The sequence below is a fragment of the Serratia sp. NCCP-200 genome (assembly GCF_059697885.1).
Genome location: NZ_BAAKUJ010000004.1, coordinates 282,324 through 298,548, shown reverse-complemented (window position 1 = coordinate 298,548; position 16,225 = coordinate 282,324). Strand labels below are relative to the sequence as shown.

11 protein-coding genes are annotated in these 16,225 nt (G+C 56.5%); 5 read left to right on the top strand and 6 right to left on the bottom strand.

Annotated features, from left to right (window positions below):
* Positions 1 to 35: 35 nt before the first annotated feature.
* Together AC6HVW_RS15775 and gltB are read right to left on the bottom strand one after the other, a co-directional pair.
* Positions 36 to 1,454, bottom strand: a complete 1,419-nt coding sequence (locus tag AC6HVW_RS15775) for a glutamate synthase small subunit (protein WP_021806948.1) — start codon at positions 1,452 to 1,454, stop codon at positions 36 to 38.
* Between the two features lie 11 nt (positions 1,455 to 1,465).
* A complete protein-coding gene (gltB, locus tag AC6HVW_RS15770; RefSeq protein WP_071682626.1) occupies positions 1,466 to 5,926 on the bottom strand; it encodes a glutamate synthase large subunit in 4,461 nt (1,486 codons plus the stop codon).
* 695 nt (positions 5,927 to 6,621) lie between these two features.
* On the opposite strand from gltB, the gene mnmL reads away from it, so the two are divergent.
* The 4 genes from mnmL (at position 6,622) to mtgA (ending at position 11,621) form a co-directional block, all read left to right on the top strand.
* On the top strand, positions 6,622 to 7,548 hold the full coding sequence (gene mnmL, locus AC6HVW_RS15765; protein ID WP_071682625.1) for a tRNA modification radical SAM protein MnmL/YtqA: 927 nt from the start codon (positions 6,622 to 6,624) through the stop codon (positions 7,546 to 7,548).
* 114 nt (positions 7,549 to 7,662) lie between these two features.
* Positions 7,663 to 10,002, top strand: coding sequence for an aerobic respiration two-component sensor histidine kinase ArcB (gene arcB, locus AC6HVW_RS15760; protein ID WP_071682624.1), 2,340 nt, complete (start codon positions 7,663 to 7,665; stop codon positions 10,000 to 10,002).
* Positions 10,003 to 10,239: 237 nt separating this feature from the next.
* Positions 10,240 to 10,893, top strand: a complete 654-nt coding sequence (gene elbB, locus AC6HVW_RS15755; protein WP_071682623.1) for an isoprenoid biosynthesis glyoxalase ElbB — start codon at positions 10,240 to 10,242, stop codon at positions 10,891 to 10,893.
* Positions 10,890 to 11,621, top strand: coding sequence for a monofunctional biosynthetic peptidoglycan transglycosylase (mtgA, locus tag AC6HVW_RS15750; protein ID WP_497569542.1), 732 nt, complete (start codon positions 10,890 to 10,892; stop codon positions 11,619 to 11,621). Before elbB ends, mtgA begins: the two co-directional genes overlap by 4 nt.
* Positions 11,622 to 11,676: 55 nt before the next feature.
* Here mtgA and dolP read toward each other — a convergent pair whose 3' ends face one another.
* Genes dolP through AC6HVW_RS15730 form a run of 4 tightly spaced genes read right to left on the bottom strand, consistent with a single transcriptional unit; the run spans position 11,677 to position 15,261 of the window.
* Positions 11,677 to 12,252, bottom strand: coding sequence for a division/outer membrane stress-associated lipid-binding lipoprotein (gene dolP, locus AC6HVW_RS15745; RefSeq protein ID WP_021180667.1), 576 nt, complete (start codon positions 12,250 to 12,252; stop codon positions 11,677 to 11,679).
* Between the two features lie 10 nt (positions 12,253 to 12,262).
* Positions 12,263 to 12,853 carry a DnaA initiator-associating protein DiaA gene (diaA, locus tag AC6HVW_RS15740; RefSeq protein ID WP_021806942.1) on the bottom strand — a complete coding sequence of 197 codons (591 nt, stop codon included), beginning with the start codon at positions 12,851 to 12,853 and terminating at the stop codon, positions 12,263 to 12,265.
* 51 nt (positions 12,854 to 12,904) lie between these two features.
* Entirely contained in the window at positions 12,905 to 13,258 is a 354-nt protein-coding gene (locus AC6HVW_RS15735) for a YraN family protein (protein ID WP_175415670.1), read from the bottom strand.
* The gene (locus tag AC6HVW_RS15730) at positions 13,255 to 15,261 is read right to left on the bottom strand and encodes a penicillin-binding protein activator (RefSeq protein WP_497569541.1); all 2,007 of its coding nucleotides are present in this window, start codon (positions 15,259 to 15,261) and stop codon (positions 13,255 to 13,257) included. The genes AC6HVW_RS15735 and AC6HVW_RS15730 overlap by 4 nt, the downstream gene beginning before the upstream one ends.
* A 62-nt stretch (positions 15,262 to 15,323) precedes the next feature.
* On the opposite strand from AC6HVW_RS15730, the gene rsmI reads away from it, so the two are divergent.
* Complete coding sequence (gene rsmI / locus AC6HVW_RS15725) at positions 15,324 to 16,187, top strand: 16S rRNA (cytidine(1402)-2'-O)-methyltransferase (RefSeq protein WP_021180663.1); 864 nt, start codon at positions 15,324 to 15,326, stop codon at positions 16,185 to 16,187.
* Positions 16,188 to 16,225 lie beyond the last annotated feature (38 nt).

The following is a 16,225-nucleotide window of genomic DNA, read 5'->3' as shown; positions in this document are numbered from 1 at the left end:
CAAGCCGACCCTTTGGGAGAACGTAGAGGTTTAAATCACACTTCCAGATAACACATGATGCCTTCGGCAGCTTTGCGCCCTTCGGCAATCGCGGTAACCACCAGATCGGAACCGCGAACCGCATCGCCACCAGCGAAGATTTTCGGATTGCTGGTCTGGAAGGCGTTATCGACCGATTCCGGTGCCACGATGCGGCCCTGCTTGTCCAACTGCACATCGTGCGCGGCCAACCAGTCCATCTGGTGTGGGCGGAAGCCAAAGGCCATCACCACCGCATCGGCGTCGATCACGTGCTCGGATCCAGGTACCTGTTCGGCAACCTGGCGGCCATTGGCATCCGGGGCACCCAACTGAGTGCGCACCATCTTGACGCCAGCAACGCGCCCCGCGCTGTTAAGCTCAATGCTCAACGGCTGTAGGTTGAACTGGAACTCGACCCCTTCCTCACGCGCATTCTTCACTTCGCGTTTGGAACCCGGCATGTTCGCTTCATCCCGGCGATAGGCACAGATGACCTGAGTCGCACCCTGACGAATGGAGGTGCGTACGCAGTCCATGGCGGTGTCACCACCGCCCAGCACGACCACACGCTTGCCTTCCATGCTGACATACGGCTCGTGTTGTTCTGGCTGGTAGCCCATCAGCTGCTTGGTGTTGGCGATCAGGAACGGCAGCGCATCGTACACGCCAGGTGCATCTTCGTTCTCCAATCCACCACGCATTGATTGGTAGGTACCTACGCCGAGGAACACCGCATCGTATTCGCTCAGCAGCGCATCCATGGTGATGTCTTTACCGACTTCGGTATTGAGCTGGAACTCGATCCCCATCTCGCTGAAGATGCCACGGCGTTTTACCATCACTTCTTTTTCCAGCTTAAAGGCCGGGATACCGAAGGTCAGCAAACCGCCGATCTCTGGATGACGATCGTAGACCACCGCTTTGACGCCGTTACGGGTCAATACGTCGGCACAGGCCAGGCCCGCCGGGCCAGCGCCAATAACGGCTACCCGCTTACCGGTTGGGTGCACGTGGGACATATCCGGCTTCCAGCCCATCTCGATGGCTTTATCGCTGATGTAACGCTCGATATTGCCGATGGTCACCGCGCCAAACTCGTCGTTCAGGGTGCAGGAACCTTCGCACAGGCGATCTTGCGGACAAACGCGGCCACACACTTCCGGCAGGCTGTTGGTCTGGTGTGCCAGATCCGCCGCCTCCATGATGCGGCCTTCATTCGCCAGCTTCAGCCAGTTCGGAATATAGTTGTGAACCGGGCATTTCCATTCGCAATAGGGGTTGCCGCAGGACAGACAACGGTCGGCTTGCGATTTTGCCTGGGTTTCCGAAAAGGGTTCATAGATCTCTACAAACTCAATTTTGCGGATCTTCAGCGGTTTTTTTGGCGGATCAACGCGCTGCAGGTCGATAAATTGATAAACGTTCTGACTCATTCAATGACCCCTTACTGCGCCTGAACCCGCAGCTCGGCTGCGGAACGACTACGGTGACCCAACAATGCTTTGACATCACTGGACTTCGGTTTGACCAGCGCAAACTTCGGCGCCCAAACCGGCCAGTTAGCCAAGATCTCTTCTGCCCGTGAGGAACCGGTCAGTTGCACATGCTCGGTGATCAAACCGCGCAGGTGCTCTTCATGGATCGCCAGTTGATCGACGTCCAGCACTTCCACCAGTTCCGGGTTGACGCGTTTGCGGAACTCGCCATCTTCATCCAGTACATAGGCGAAGCCGCCGGTCATACCTGCACCAAAGTTGATGCCGGTCTTGCCCAAGACGCAGACGATGCCACCGGTCATGTATTCACAGCCGTTATCGCCAATGCCTTCAACCACGGTAATTGCCCCGGAGTTACGCACGGCGAAACGCTCCCCGGCACGGCCTGCAGCGAATAGCTTGCCACCGGTTGCGCCGTACAAGCAGGTATTGCCGATGATGCTGGCTTCGTGGCTGCGGAAGGCAGAGCCCACCGGAGGACGCACGGCGATACGGCCACCGGCCATCCCTTTACCGACATAGTCGTTAGCATCGCCGGTCAGGGTCAGCTCAACGCCGCCGGCATTCCACACGCCGAAGCTCTGGCCTGCGGTACCGGAGAAATGCGCTTTGATCGGATCGGCGGCCATCCCTTGGTCGCCATGCAGGGTGGCAATAGCCCCTGACAAGGTCGCGCCGACGGAACGATCGGTGTTACGAATATCGAAATAGAAGGTCTTGCTGTGCTTGGCCTCAATATGCGGTTGCGCCTGTGCCATCAGCTCCTTGTTCAGCACGCCCTGATCGAAAGGCGGGTTGCTGCTTTCGGTGCAGTGCAGGGCTTTACCCGCGTGTGGCGTGGCGGTTTTCAGCAACGGCGACAGATCCAGCTTGTTCTGCTTGGCGGAGATCCCGTCGAGCTCGGTCAGGAACTCGGTGCGGCCAATCAGATCGACCAGTTGGCTGACGCCGAGCGAAGCCATGATCTCGCGGGTTTCCCGAGCGATAAACTGGAAGTAGTTGGTCACGCGCTCTGGCAGGCCGTGATAGTGATCGCGGCGCAGTTTTTCATCTTGAGTTGCCACGCCGGTCGCGCAGTTGTTCAAGTGGCAGATACGCAGGTATTTACAGCCCAGCGCCACCATCGGGCCGGTGCCGAAGCCAAAGCTCTCTGCACCCAGAATGGCTGCTTTGACAATGTCCACTCCGGTTTTCAGGCCACCATCCACCTGCAGGCGGATCTTGTGGCGCAGGCCGTTGGCCACCAGTGCCTGCTGGGTTTCCACCAGACCAAGCTCCCATGGGCAGCCAGCATATTTAACTGAAGATAACGGGCTTGCACCGGTGCCACCGTCGTAACCGGCAATGGTGATCAGATCGGCATAGGCTTTCGCTACGCCGGTGGCAATGGTGCCCACGCCCGGCTCGGAAACCAGCTTCACCGAAATCATTGCCTTCGGGTTCACCTGTTTCAGATCGAAAATCAGCTGTGCCAAATCTTCAATCGAATAGATATCGTGATGCGGCGGAGGTGAGATCAGGGTAACGCCCGGCACCGAATAACGCAGTTTGGCGATATACGGTGTGACCTTATCGCCAGGCAACTGACCGCCTTCACCCGGCTTGGCACCTTGGGCGACCTTAATCTGGATCACGTCGGCGTTCACCAGATAGGCTGGCGTCACGCCGAAGCGGCCAGAGGCCACCTGCTTGATCCGGGACACCTTGTTGGTGCCGTAGCGCGCCGGATCTTCACCGCCTTCACCGGAGTTGGAGAAACCGCCCAGGCTGTTCATGGCAATCGCCAGCGACTCATGGGCTTCCGGGCTGAGTGCCCCGATGGACATGGCGGCGGTATCGAAGCGTTTGAACAACGATTCGGCCGGTTCAACCTGATCGACCGGGATCGGCGCGCCTTTCGGGGTGATCGCCAGCAGGTCGCGCAATGTAGCAATCGGGCGCTCGTTCACCAGCTTGGCATAAGCCTGGTAATCGCTGTATTCACCGCTGTGCACCGCTTTTTGCAGCGAGTTCACCACGTCTGGGTTATACGCATGGTACTCGCCGTTGTGGACGAACTTCAGCAGGCCACCTTGATCCAGCGGCTTGCGTTTCAGCCAGGCGCGTTTGGACAGGTTTTGCAGATCCTGCTGGAAGTCGCTGAAGCTGGCACCATTGATGCGGCTGACCACGCCCTGGAAGCAGAGATCGGACAGGTCACGGTGCAGGCCGACGGCTTCAAACAGTTTGGAACAGCGGTAAGAGGCGATAGTCGAGATGCCCATTTTGGACATGATCTTGTACAGCCCTTTATTGATGCCGTTACGGTAGTTCAGCATCACGTCGCGGTATTTCTTGTCGATCGCCTGGCTGTCGACCAGCTTGGCCAGCGTTTCGTAGGCCAGATACGGGTAGATGGCGGTGGCACCAAAGCCCAGCAACACGGCGAAGTGATGCGGGTCGCGGGCGCTGGCGGTTTCAACGATGATGTTGGCATCGCAGCGCAGGTTTTTGTCCACCAGGCGGGTCTGGATTGCCCCCACCGCCATTGGCGCCGGCACCGGCAGGCGCTGGCTGCTGATGGCACGATCGGAGAGTACCAGCAACACTGCGCCGTCACGGACTTTACGTTCCGCTTCGTTGCACAGGGCATGGATGGTCTGTTCCAGATCCTGCTCCGCCGGATCGAAGGTCAGATCGAGCGTGTCGGCACGATAATATTCGCCTTCCAGCGTAGTGAGCTGCTTGAAGTCTGAATACAGCAGGATCGGCGATTTGAAGCTCAGACGATGTGCCTGGCCTTCGGCTTCGCAGAATACGTTCATCTCGCGGCCGATGCTGGTGGCCAGAGACATCACGTGGGCTTCACGCAGCGGATCGATCGGCGGGTTGGTGACCTGAGCGAACTGCTGGCGGAAGTAGTCATAAATGATGCGTGGACGGCTGGAAAGCACGGCGAACGGGGTATCGTCACCCATCGAACCGGTGGCTTCCTGGCCGATCTCGCCCAGTACGCGGATCACCTGGTCCAGCTCTTCGCTACTGTAGCCGAACTGCTTCTGGTAGGTTTCCAACGTGGCGTCATCCAGCTCGCGGCTGCCCACCTGATCTTCTGGCAGGTCTTCGAACGGCACCAGACGTTTGACGTTCTTCTCCATCCATTCTTTATACGGATGGCGACTTTTCAGGTCGTTGTCGGTTTCGGCGGAGTGCAGGATCTTGCCGCTGCGGGTGTCGATCACCATCAGCTCGCCTGGGCCGACGCGGCCTTTTTCGATAACTTCATCCGGCTGGTAATCCCAGATGCCGACTTCTGAGGCACAGGTGATCAGCTTGTCTTTGGTGATGACGTAGCGCGCCGGACGCAGACCGTTACGGTCCAGGTTACAGGCGGCGTAGCGGCCATCGGACATCACGATGCCCGCCGGGCCGTCCCACGGCTCCATGTGCATCGAGTTGAAGTCAAAGAAGGCGCGCAGATCGGTATCCATATCCGGGTTGTTCTGCCAGGCCGGTGGCACTAGCAAACGCATGGCACGGATCAGGTCCATACCGCCTGCCAGCAACAGTTCCAGCATGTTATCCAGTGAGCTGGAGTCGGAGCCGGTTTCGTTAACGAAAGGCGCAGCGGCTTGCAAATCCGGGATCAGCGGGGTCTGGAACTTGTAGGTACGAGCACGTGCCCACTGGCGGTTACCGGTGATGGTGTTGATCTCACCGTTGTGCGCCAGATAGCGGAACGGCTGTGCCAAAGGCCAGCGCGGCACGGTATTAGTTGAGAAGCGCTGGTGGAACAGGCAGATGGCCGATTCCAGCCGCAGGTCGGCCAGATCCAGATAGAAGCGTGGCAGGTCGGCTGGCATGCACAGACCTTTGTAGATCGTCACCAGGTTGGAGAAACTGCACACATAGAAGCTGTCGTCCTGGACGCGCTTCTCGATACGGCGACGGGCCACAAACAGGCGGCGTTCCATATCACGTGGACGCCAGCCCGCAGGGGCGTTCACGAAAATCTGTTCAATACGCGGCAGGGAAGAGAGGGCGATCTCACCCAGAACGTCCGGGTTGGTAGGAACTTCGCGCCAGCCGACGATCGACAGCGTTTCGTTCTGCAGCTCTTCTTCAACAATGCGGCGGCTGGCACGGGCTTCCTCTTCGTTCTGGCTGAGGAACATCATGCCAACGGCGTAGTTCTTGGCTAAACGCCAGCCGCGCTCTTCCGCCACCATGCGGAAAAAGCGATCGGGCTTTTGCAATAACAGGCCGCAACCGTCGCCAGTCTTGCCGTCAGCAAGAATTGCACCACGGTGTTGCATACGGGCCAGTGCGTGAATAGCGGTCCTCACCACTTTGTGACTAGGTTCGCCTTCTATGTGGGCGATCAGGCCGAAACCACAGTTGTCCCTCTCATGGGATTTATCGTACAGCATATCAGTGAACCTCCCCAGGCTCTGTGTGACTCTTACAACCCACTGCGAAGGGCCTGCTCAATTTCAGGCAGAAGTCCAATCAGCAAGGTTAATATCGCCAATCTGCTTTTCCGCCCTCCATCAATGGCCTCTCGTGACGGTTCTCACAAGTGGTAAATGACTTGTTTTAAGAGGGAGTCTTAAATTACTGCATAATTATGACGAGACGTTTGCCCGTCCAGAAAGCTTCCAGCGGACCTCCAACTTAGCGAGAAAGAATACGCAGGTCAAATATGGGCTTAACAGGGATTTTGATGGCTTGCATGAGGTTTATGATGATGAAAAATAAGTTTTTTCAGACGGTTTTGGCTCGATGGAAAGGCAGGGGGAGTGCCGCAAAAATGTGAGCTGTCTCACTATAGTGCAATGCCTGAATCTCTGCACCATGCTAGTGCTGGCGGCAATGCCAGAGTTTTATTCTAGTAAATTTATATTTATTGTTGTTTATAACTATTTTTCACCGCTTTGTCATAAAGCTGTTAACAGTGCGCTGAGGATTAGAAACTTTCATCGAGATAAAAATGATTTTATTTGCACTAATAATGAATAGTTATGCCTACGGCGGCCTTTGGGGAAAAGCGTTGATCCCTGTCATCACGGGAAAAGCCGTTTCTTATTAGCATAACGGCCTTCAAACACAGAGAGACACCAAGATTATGCAGTTGCCGCAATTAGTCAATATGTTTGGTAGCGATCTTCAGCGCCGTTATGGGGAGAAGATCCACAAACTCACGCTGCACGGTGGGTTTAGCTGCCCGAACCGCGACGGCACGCTGGGGCGCGGTGGCTGCACTTTCTGCAACGTGGCCTCTTTTGCCGATGAACAGATGCAGCAGCAAAGCATTGCGGAGCAACTGGCCATTCAGGCGCAGAAGGTTAACCGGGCAAAGCGCTATCTGGCTTACTTCCAGGCCTATACCAGCACCTATGCCGAGGTCGAACTGTTGGCCAACATGTATCGGCAGGCGCTGACGCAGGCCGAGATGGTGGGTATTTGTGTCGGCACCCGGCCAGACTGCGTGCCGGAAGCGGCGCTCGATCTGCTGGCAGGCTACCGTGAGCAGGGCTTCGAGGTGTGGCTGGAGCTTGGGCTGCAAACGGCGCACGATAAAACACTAAAGCGCATCAACCGTGGCCACAATTTCTCCTGTTACCAGCAGACCAGCCGCCTGGCGCGGGAACGCGGCCTGAAGGTATGCTGCCACCTGATCGTTGGCCTGCCCGGTGAGACTCATCAACACCACCTGGCTACGCTGAAAGCGGTGGCTAAGAGCGGGGTAGATGGCATCAAGCTGCATCCGCTGCATATTGTCACCGGTAGTACCATGGCAAGAGCCTGGCAAGCGGGCCGTTTGTCTGAGCTGTCGCTGGAGGATTACGCATTCAGCGCCGGGGAAATGATCCGCCATACGCCGAAGGAGATTATCTACCACCGCATCTCGGCCAGCGCCCGTCGGCCCACTCTGTTGGCACCATTATGGTGCGAAAACCGTTGGAACGGCATGCAGGCCGTCGGCGGCTATCTTCAGCGGCATGGTGGTCAGGGTTCGGCTTTGGCCGTAGGCCAGCAATACCAGCCTTAAAACCCTGTTCTCAGGTTGCGAATTGCAACCATTCCCACAGTTCACAGTAAGGTTTCTTATCTTGACCGTATTTTACGGTATGATTTGAGAGATTATGTCTGTTGGGAATGGCTCATGAAGCAAATCCGGGTGTTAGCCCAGTACTACGTTGATTTGATGGTAAAACTGGGGCTGGTGCGCTTTTCACTGTTGCTGGCTTCAGCGCTGGTGATACTGGCGATGGTGGTGCAGATGGCGGTCACCATGCTGCTGCGTGGTGAAGTGGAAAGCATCGACGTGGTGCGCTCCATCTTCTTCGGTCTGCTGATCACGCCGTGGGCGGTTTATTTCCTTTCGGTGGTGGTGGAGCAACTGGAAGAGTCGCGCCAGCGCCTGGCTCGGCTGGTGGATAAGCTTGAGGAGATGCGCAATCGCGATCTCGCGCTGAACCAGCAGATGCAAGAGAACATCAGCCAGCTCAATCAGGAAATTGCCGACCGTATCAAGGCGGAGCAAGATCGCCAACAGGTGATGGATAAGCTGACCGAAGAGATGGAGCAGCGCGAACAGGCGCAGGTGGAGTTGGGCCAACAATCAGCATTGCTACGCTCTTTCCTCGATGCCTCCCCCGATCTGGTTTACTATCGCAACGAAGAAAAAGAGTTTTCCGGCTGCAACCGGGCGATGGAGCTGCTGACCGGCAAGAGTGAAAAACAGCTGATCGGCCTGACCCCCTTTGATGTCTACAGCAAAGAGATCGCCGAAAAAGTCATCGAAACCGATGAGAAAGTATTCCGCCACAACGTCTCCCTGACCTATGAACAATGGCTGGTGTACCCAGACGGTCGCAAGGCCTGTTTTGAACTGCGCAAGGTGCCGTTTTACGACCGCGTGGGCAAACGTCACGGGCTGATGGGCTTTGGCCGCGATATAACCGAGCGTAAGCGCTACCAGGACGCGCTGGAGAACGCCAGCAGGGAGAAGACTACCTTTATCTCAACGATCAGCCACGAGCTTCGTACGCCGCTTAATGGCATCGTCGGCCTGAGCCGTATCCTGCTCGATACCGAACTGAACGATGAGCAACTGAAGTATTTGAAAACCATCCATGTCAGCGCCATCACCCTGGGTAATATTTTCAACGACATCATCGAGATGGATAAACTTGAGCGGCGTAAGGTCCAGTTGGACAATCAGCCGGTCGACTTTACCGGCTTCCTGGCGGATCTGGAGAACCTCTCCGGCCTGCTGGTACAGCCGAAAGGGCTGCAGTTTGTGATGGAACCCGAGTTACCGCTACCGGAGAAAATCATTACGGACGGCACACGCCTGCGGCAGATCCTGTGGAACCTGATCGGCAATGCGGTGAAGTTCACCCAGCAAGGCCAGATCGTGGTGCGCGTCAGGCGCGAAGAGCAGGAACAGATCGTGTTTGAGGTTGAAGACTCAGGCATGGGGATCCCGCAGGATGAGCAAGACAAGATTTTCGCCATGTATTATCAGGTCAAAGACCAGAACGGCGGGCGTCCGGCGACCGGCACCGGGATCGGTCTGGCGGTCTCCAAACGGCTGGCGCAGAGTATGGGCGGAGATATCACGGTAAACAGCGCACAAGGGCACGGTTCTTGCTTCACCTTGACCATCAAGGCGCCTGCGGTGGACGAAGTGGTCAATGAGGTCCAGGCGGTGGAAGAAATGCCGCTACCGGCGTTGCATATCCTGCTGGTGGAAGATATCGAACTGAACGTGATCGTGGCGCGTTCGGTGTTGGAGAAGCTGGGCAACAGCGTTGCGGTGGCCATGAACGGCCGCGATGCGTTAGCCATGTTCGACCCGGACGAGTTCGATCTGGCCCTGTTGGATATCCAACTGCCAGACATGAGCGGGCTGGATATCGCCCGTGAACTGCGCGAGCGTTATGCGGGCCGCTCGCTGCCGCCGTTGATTGCGTTGACAGCTAATGTCCTGAAAGACAAGAAAGAGTATCTTGAAGCGGGCATGGACGATGTGCTGAGCAAGCCGTTGTCGGTACCGGCCTTGACCAAGATGATCAAACATTACTGGGATCATCAACCCCAACATACCACAAAGAAAACGGAGCAAAAGTCGATGCAGATTAATGAATCGTTATTGGATACCGCAATGCTGGAGCAGTACATGGATCTGGTGGGGCCGCAGCTGATCCATCAGAGCCTGGCGATGTTTGAACAGGTCATGCCAGGGTATCTGGCGGTGCTGGATTCCAACATGACCGCGAAGGACGAGAAAGGGATCACCGAAGAAGGGCACAAAATCAAGGGTGCCGCTGGTTCCGTCGGGTTAAAACATCTGCAACAGCTGGCCCAGCAGATCCAGACGCCAACGTTACCAGCCTGGCAAGACAACGTGCAAGAGTGGGTCGATGAGCTGAAGCAGGAGTGGCGCAATGACGTGGCGGTGCTGCGAGCTTGGGTAGAGAACGCTGAAAAAAAATGACCCCAGCCGAGGCCGGGGTGCGCGAATATTGCGCCAACACCAGGGAAATCATTAACCTGCGTATTGGTTTTTAGCGTTCTGGTAGAGCAGGTGGTACGAAATTCGTATACATCATACAGCGAACAACATAGCAAATGTAAGCGCTCTTGTTAGAAGAATCATTAAAATATGTGATGTAGTTAGTATTTGTCGCCTCTGGGCCTGCCTTTGCCGGCGGTCCTGGCTGGGAGAATGTCAATGAAACAGGTCGCTGTAGTGCTGAGTGGTTGTGGTGTTTATGACGGGGCAGAAATCCATGAGGCGGTGCTCACCTTGCTGGCTCTGGATCGTGCCGGTGCGCAGGCGGTCTGCTTTGCACCGGATAAGGCACAACTGCATGTTATTAATCATTTATCCGGCGAAGAAATGCCAGAGAATCGCAACGTTTTGCTGGAGTCGGCGCGCATCGCTCGTGGCAAAATTCAGGCGCTTTCACAGGCCGATGCCGAGCAGTTGGATGCCCTGATTGTGCCCGGTGGATTTGGTGCGGCGAAGAATTTGAGCAGCTTTGCCACGCAAGGTGCGGAATGTTCAGTGGACCCCGATCTGTCTAAGCTTATTCTGAAAATGCATAAGAAAAACAAACCAATGGGTTTTATGTGCATTGCACCCACGCTGTTGCCGAAAGTTCTCGATCAACCGTTACGATTGACCATTGGTAACGATCCCGATCTGGGGGAAGTGATTGATGCCATGGGCGGTGAGCCGGTGATCTGCCCGGTAGATGACATCGTGGTTGATATTGAAAACAAGGTTGTCACGACCCCGGCCTACATGTTGGCCCAGTCGATCGGCGAGGCGGCGCAGGGAATTGATAAGCTGGTGTCACGAGTGCTGGATCTGGTGGAATGATAAGGTTTTCTCGTAAATCGTGGATTGTTCGCCTGTGGTTTTGGTTTAAACGAGGCGTTCTTGCGGTTATTGGCCTGTGGCTGGTGGGGATCATTCTATTCGCTTTTCTGCCGGTGCCGTTTTCTGCGGTGATGGTGGAGCGGCAGCTAGGTGCCTGGCTGAGCGGGGATTTTGGCTATGTGGCGCATTCTGACTGGGTAGCGATGGACGATATTGCCCCCTCGATGGCGCTGGCGGTGATGGCGGCAGAGGATCAGAAATTCCCCGATCACTGGGGGTTCGACGTGGCGGCTATTGAAAAGGCGATCAGCCATAATGAAAAGCGGCCAACGCGCATCCGTGGTGCTTCTACCCTTTCTCAGCAAACGGCAAAGAACCTGTTTTTGTGGGATGGGCGCAGCTGGCTGCGCAAGGGGCTGGAGGCTGGGCTAACGGCAGGTATTGAGCTGGTATGGACCAAACGGCGTATTTTGACGGTGTACTTGAATATCGTCGAGTTTGGTGACGGTCTCTTTGGCGTGGAAGCGGCGGCTCAGCACTTTTTCCACAAGCCAGCAAGCCGTCTGACTGCCTCGGAAGCGGCCCTGCTGGCGGCGGTGCTGCCTAATCCACATCGTTTCAAGGCCGGTGCCCCTTCGGGGTACGTGATCCAGCGCCAACAGTGGATTATGCGTCAGATGCGCCAGTTGGGTGGCGAAGGATTTCTCAAGGCGAACGATCTGAAGTGATCGTGATACAGGGTCTATGGGGTATCTGGATCACCCCAAGACCCGACTCACGAGATTATTTAACGTAGGTAAACGCCGTTGTCACGTGCTTCACGCCGCTGACCTGGCTGGCAATCTGCGCCGCAGACTGGCCTTCCTGCTGTGTCACCAAACCTAACAAGAACACTTCGCCATTTTCGGTAGTCACCTTCACGTTTGAAGATTTGACGGTATCGCTGGTCAGGATCTGCGAACGCACCTTGGTAGTGATCCAGGTATCGGAAGAGGCGGTGCCCAGGCTGACTGGCGTGCCCTGGCGAATTTCGTTATACACCTCAGCGGCACCATCGACGCCAAGTGCGATCTGTTTCGCCCGGCTGGCGAGCTCGGTGGTAGGAGCCTGGCCGGTCAGCAGCACTTTGCCCTGATAGGCGGTGGCTACGACACGGGCTTCTTTCTTCAGTTGCTGATCTTTGCTGATGGCATTTTCGACCCGGGCTTCCAACGTGCCGTCATCGACCTGTGTGCCTACGGTGCGTGGATCGGTCGCCGTTTTGGTGGCAACCGCGGCGCTGCCAACGACAACGCCCGCGACGCAACCCTGCAACAGTAGGGCGCTGAACAGCACTGCAAATGTGGCTCTTAGCTTCATCTCAGTTCCTTTAATCGTCCTGGTGGGGGAACAATGTGTTATCAATCAGGTCGCATAGGCAATTGACGGTAAGCATATGCATCTCCTGAATGCGTGCACTGCGGTGAGAGGGGATACGTATCTCCACATCCTGCTGGCCGAGTAAACCCGCCAACTCTCCGCCATCGTAGCCGGTAAGCGCAACAATGGTCATATCACGCGTTACCGCAGCTTCGACCGCTTTTACAATATCACGGCTATTGCCGCGGGTGGAAATCGCCAGCAATACGTCACCGGTGTGGCCGAGTGCCCGCACCTGTTTGGCATACATTTCATCATGCAGACGATCGTTGCCGATGGCCGTCAGCACCACGTTATCGGCGTTTAGCGCGATCGCGGGCAGGCTAGGGCGTTCGGTTTCAAAGCGGTTGATCATGCAGGCGGCAAAATGCTGGGCGTTAGCCGCCGAGGTGCCGTTGCCACAGCACAGGATCTTGTTGCCGTTCAATAACGATTGAACCAGGGTCATCGCGGCACGGGATATCGCGTCAGGTAAGGCTTCCGCCGCCGCAATCTGGGTTTGGATACTCTCGGTAAAACAGACTTTGATTCTATCCAGCACGTTGTTTTAATCCACTAGGTCAAAGGGCCGGCATACACCGGTCAACAGGGTTTAATCCGCATTGAAGGCATTGGGTATCCATTCTAACTGGCTACCGGTAATGGCTAAAACATCAAAACGGCAAGATGATGTGTCAAAACTGGCTCCTCGCCCCGCCAGCCAAACGGCGGCGGCATGCAGCAATCGCCGTTGCTTGCGGTAAGTCACGCTGGCCGCTGCGTCACCAAAGGCGGCGCTGCGCCGGTAGCGGACTTCGACGAACACCCAGGTTTGACCATCACGCATGATGAGATCGAGCTCACCCCCACGTACCGCCACGTTGGCGGCAGTGAAGGTAAGCCCCGCGCGCTCCAGGTATTGGCGGGCCTGGATCTCATAGCCCGCCCCCTTGGCGCGTTGACTCAGGAGACCGGAACGACCGAGCCCTGGCGGTATTGCAGCCAAGTCAGTTTCCTGGTGATCACACAGTTAGGTGAAGATGTCAGCACACCGGTGGTGCCTGAAATCTGGAATCCTGACAACTGGCGCATTTGAGCAAAGTGGTTGGCCAATGTCCAGGCATCCATCCCCATGGCGTAGAGGCGCACCAGGGAATAGTCGTTACGGAATTTGGCGGTGGCTTGCTGCTGCAACTGTGGATTGGCCCCTGCCAGCAGAGGAATATCACTGAATTGCAGGCCTTCCATTTCCAGACGGAAGTCCGGGCCAGCACCGGCCTGATAGCTGCGTGAACTGGCAAACATGGCTGGCTTGCTACGAGAGCTGGTGGTCATGTCGATCATCGGCTTGATCAGCGTCAACTGGTCTTGCGTGGCGACGATATACACCGAGTCCACGCCACCGCCGGTAGAGGCCGGGATATCGCTTGGTGGCGCTGGAATAGTCAGGCCAGCGATAGTCACCGACTGCTGCGCCGGAGCCTGTGAGGCCACCGGGGTGCCGCTCATGCGAATGCCGCCGCTGTTGACCATCTGGCGTAGCTCACCGGCAGAACCGATCCCTTGCTGCAGCACGGTCTGGCCGCCGAGCTTCTGCCACTCTTCGGCGAAGGCTTTGGCAATGCGATCGCCAAACGCGCCGCGTGGCAGCAGCAGTAACGGCTGGCGTTTTTGCTGTTCCCAGATATGGCGAGCGGCGTCGCGGGCTTCATCTTCCGGTGACAGGGCGAAGTAACAGATATTCGGGCTGTCCTTCGGCTGCTCAGGCTGGTTGAGTGCCAACACGTTCAACGTTGTTGAGGTGGTGGCAAGTTGATCGACTTCGGCTTTCAACAGCGGGCCCACAATCAGCGTTGCGCCATCCTGCTGGGCTTGAGCCAACAACGCTGGCAGAGGCTGGCTGGTGGTGTCGTAGACTTTCACCTGCCCGCCGTTTGCCGGGGCTGGAGTGACTGGTGCCGGAGCAGCAGGTTGTACTGCGGCTACCTGAGTTGCATCTGCCGCAGGGGCTGAAGTACTTACTGCACCGTTGGCATTGTCTGGCGTTGCTGCCACGGTCTGGTCGGGATTATTGGTTGGTTCTATTGCCTGAACAGGCGCGGTGAGTGCGATGCCACTTTGTGCTGCGTTAAAGCCCTGTTGGATCGCATCGGCAAACACCTTGGCCTGGCCGTTCAGCGGCAGCAACAGGGCGATATGCGAAGTTGAAGCCTGGGTGAAATTCAGCACCTGATTCAACTGCGTTGGCAGGCTTTTCGCCGCCGGATTCTGCGGATAGCGGTTCTGCCAGTCTTTGATCCCGGCCTTCAGCAGATCGGGATCCTGACGGTTGTCCTGATAGACTCGTAACAGATCCAGCCAGCCTTGCAGCACGTTTTCGTTGGCGTTAATCACCAGGCTGTTCATGTCGGCCGGCTTCAGGCCAAGCAGCGTTTGCCAGGTTTTATCCAGGTTATCCTGATGAGCCTGGCCGCTTAGTAACGGCTCCTGGGCAATATAGGCGCGGATCAGCGGCAGTGAGGCTTGACCCTGATTTGCCGCGATCTGCGCCTGATACAGGCGAACCAACTGATTCGGTGACAGCGCGCTGCTGTCGATGTTGTTCAGCGCATCGCGGGCTGCGCTCAAATTCTTGTTGGCCACCTGCAGTTCTGCGCTCAATAACTGGCGCTCAAGCTGTTGTGTACTCGTCAGGTTTTGCGGCAAGGTGCTCAGTTGCTCGTTGGCCTGTGGCAGTTTGCCTTCGCGAGTTAATGCGCGAATCGCAAGTAATTGCCAGTCAGCCTTGTTATCATCGCTGCTTTGCTGCAACTGTTGCAGATAGTAATCAGAGTTGGCACTGGCTTCGTCCTGGATATTTGAGGGCGGAGTTTGTGGAACCTGACTTGGACAACCAGCTAACAGCAAGGCTGCCAGTACAACAGGTACTAATCGCCCTGCTTTGGTACGAAGGAATGTTGAGGAAAGCATACTGTATCCAGTGATGTTTTTTTCAAGATGCTCAATATTAAATCGGCAATCCGGATGAAACAATGAATCAACACCAACAATCAGCTATTTCTGCATCGACACTGTACGTGGTGCCCACCCCCATCGGTAACCTGGGGGATATGACTCATCGGGCCATAGAGGTACTGAAAAGCGTCGATCTGATTGCGGCGGAAGATACGCGCCATACCGGGTTGCTGCTGCAACACTTTGCTATTAGCGCGCGGTTGTTTGCGCTGCACGACCATAACGAACAGCAGAAGGCGGACCAACTGCTGGCAAAACTGCAGGAAGGCCAAAGCATAGCACTGGTGAGTGACGCAGGCACGCCACTGATTAACGATCCGGGTTATCACCTGGTGCGCCGTTGCCGCGAAGCGGGGATCCGCGTCGTGCCGCTGCCGGGTGCTTGTGCTGCCACCACCGCGCTGTGTGCCGCCGGTGTGGCTTCCGATCGTTTCTGCTACGAAGGCTTCCTGCCAGCCAAAACCAAAGGCCGTAAGGATACCCTGCTGGCGCTGGCAGAGGAACCGCGAACGCTGATTTTCTACGAATCTACCCACCGTTTGCTGGAAAGTTTGCAGGACATGGTCACCGTGTGGGGGCCACAGCGCTACGTGGTGCTGGCGCGTGAACTGACCAAAACCTGGGAATCGATTCACGGTGCCCCGGTGGGGGAACTGCTGGCCTGGGTGCTGGAAGATGAGATGCGCCGCCGTGGGGAGATGGTGCTGATTGTGGAAGGGCATAAGGCGCAGGAGGACGATTTGCCGCTCGAAGCGCTGCGTACCCTGGCTCTGCTGCAAAAAGAGCTGCCGTTGAAAAAGGCGGCGGCGTTAACTGCAGAGATCCACGGCGTGAAGAAAAATGCGCTGTATAAACATGCGCTAGAGCAGCAGGAACAGTAAAGCGGTTGACCTGCTGGCGCAGCAACGCTACTATCCGC

What these genes read in the sequence shown, in the direction of transcription:
- AC6HVW_RS15775 (WP_021806948.1), bottom strand. Translation starts at nt 1,454, where the DNA reads ATGAGTCAGAACGTTTATCAATTTATCGACCTGCAGCGCGTTGATCCG.
- gltB (WP_071682626.1), bottom strand. Translation starts at nt 5,926, where the DNA reads ATGCTGTACGATAAATCCCATGAGAGGGACAACTGTGGTTTCGGCCTG.
- mnmL (WP_071682625.1), top strand. Translation starts at nt 6,622, where the DNA reads ATGCAGTTGCCGCAATTAGTCAATATGTTTGGTAGCGATCTTCAGCGC.
- arcB (WP_071682624.1), top strand. Translation starts at nt 7,663, where the DNA reads ATGAAGCAAATCCGGGTGTTAGCCCAGTACTACGTTGATTTGATGGTA.
- elbB (WP_071682623.1), top strand. Translation starts at nt 10,240, where the DNA reads ATGAAACAGGTCGCTGTAGTGCTGAGTGGTTGTGGTGTTTATGACGGG.
- mtgA (WP_497569542.1), top strand. Translation starts at nt 10,890, where the DNA reads ATGATAAGGTTTTCTCGTAAATCGTGGATTGTTCGCCTGTGGTTTTGG.
- dolP (WP_021180667.1), bottom strand. Translation starts at nt 12,252, where the DNA reads ATGAAGCTAAGAGCCACATTTGCAGTGCTGTTCAGCGCCCTACTGTTG.
- AC6HVW_RS15730 (WP_497569541.1), bottom strand. Translation starts at nt 15,261, where the DNA reads ATGCTTTCCTCAACATTCCTTCGTACCAAAGCAGGGCGATTAGTACCT.
- rsmI (WP_021180663.1), top strand. Translation starts at nt 15,324, where the DNA reads ATGAATCAACACCAACAATCAGCTATTTCTGCATCGACACTGTACGTG.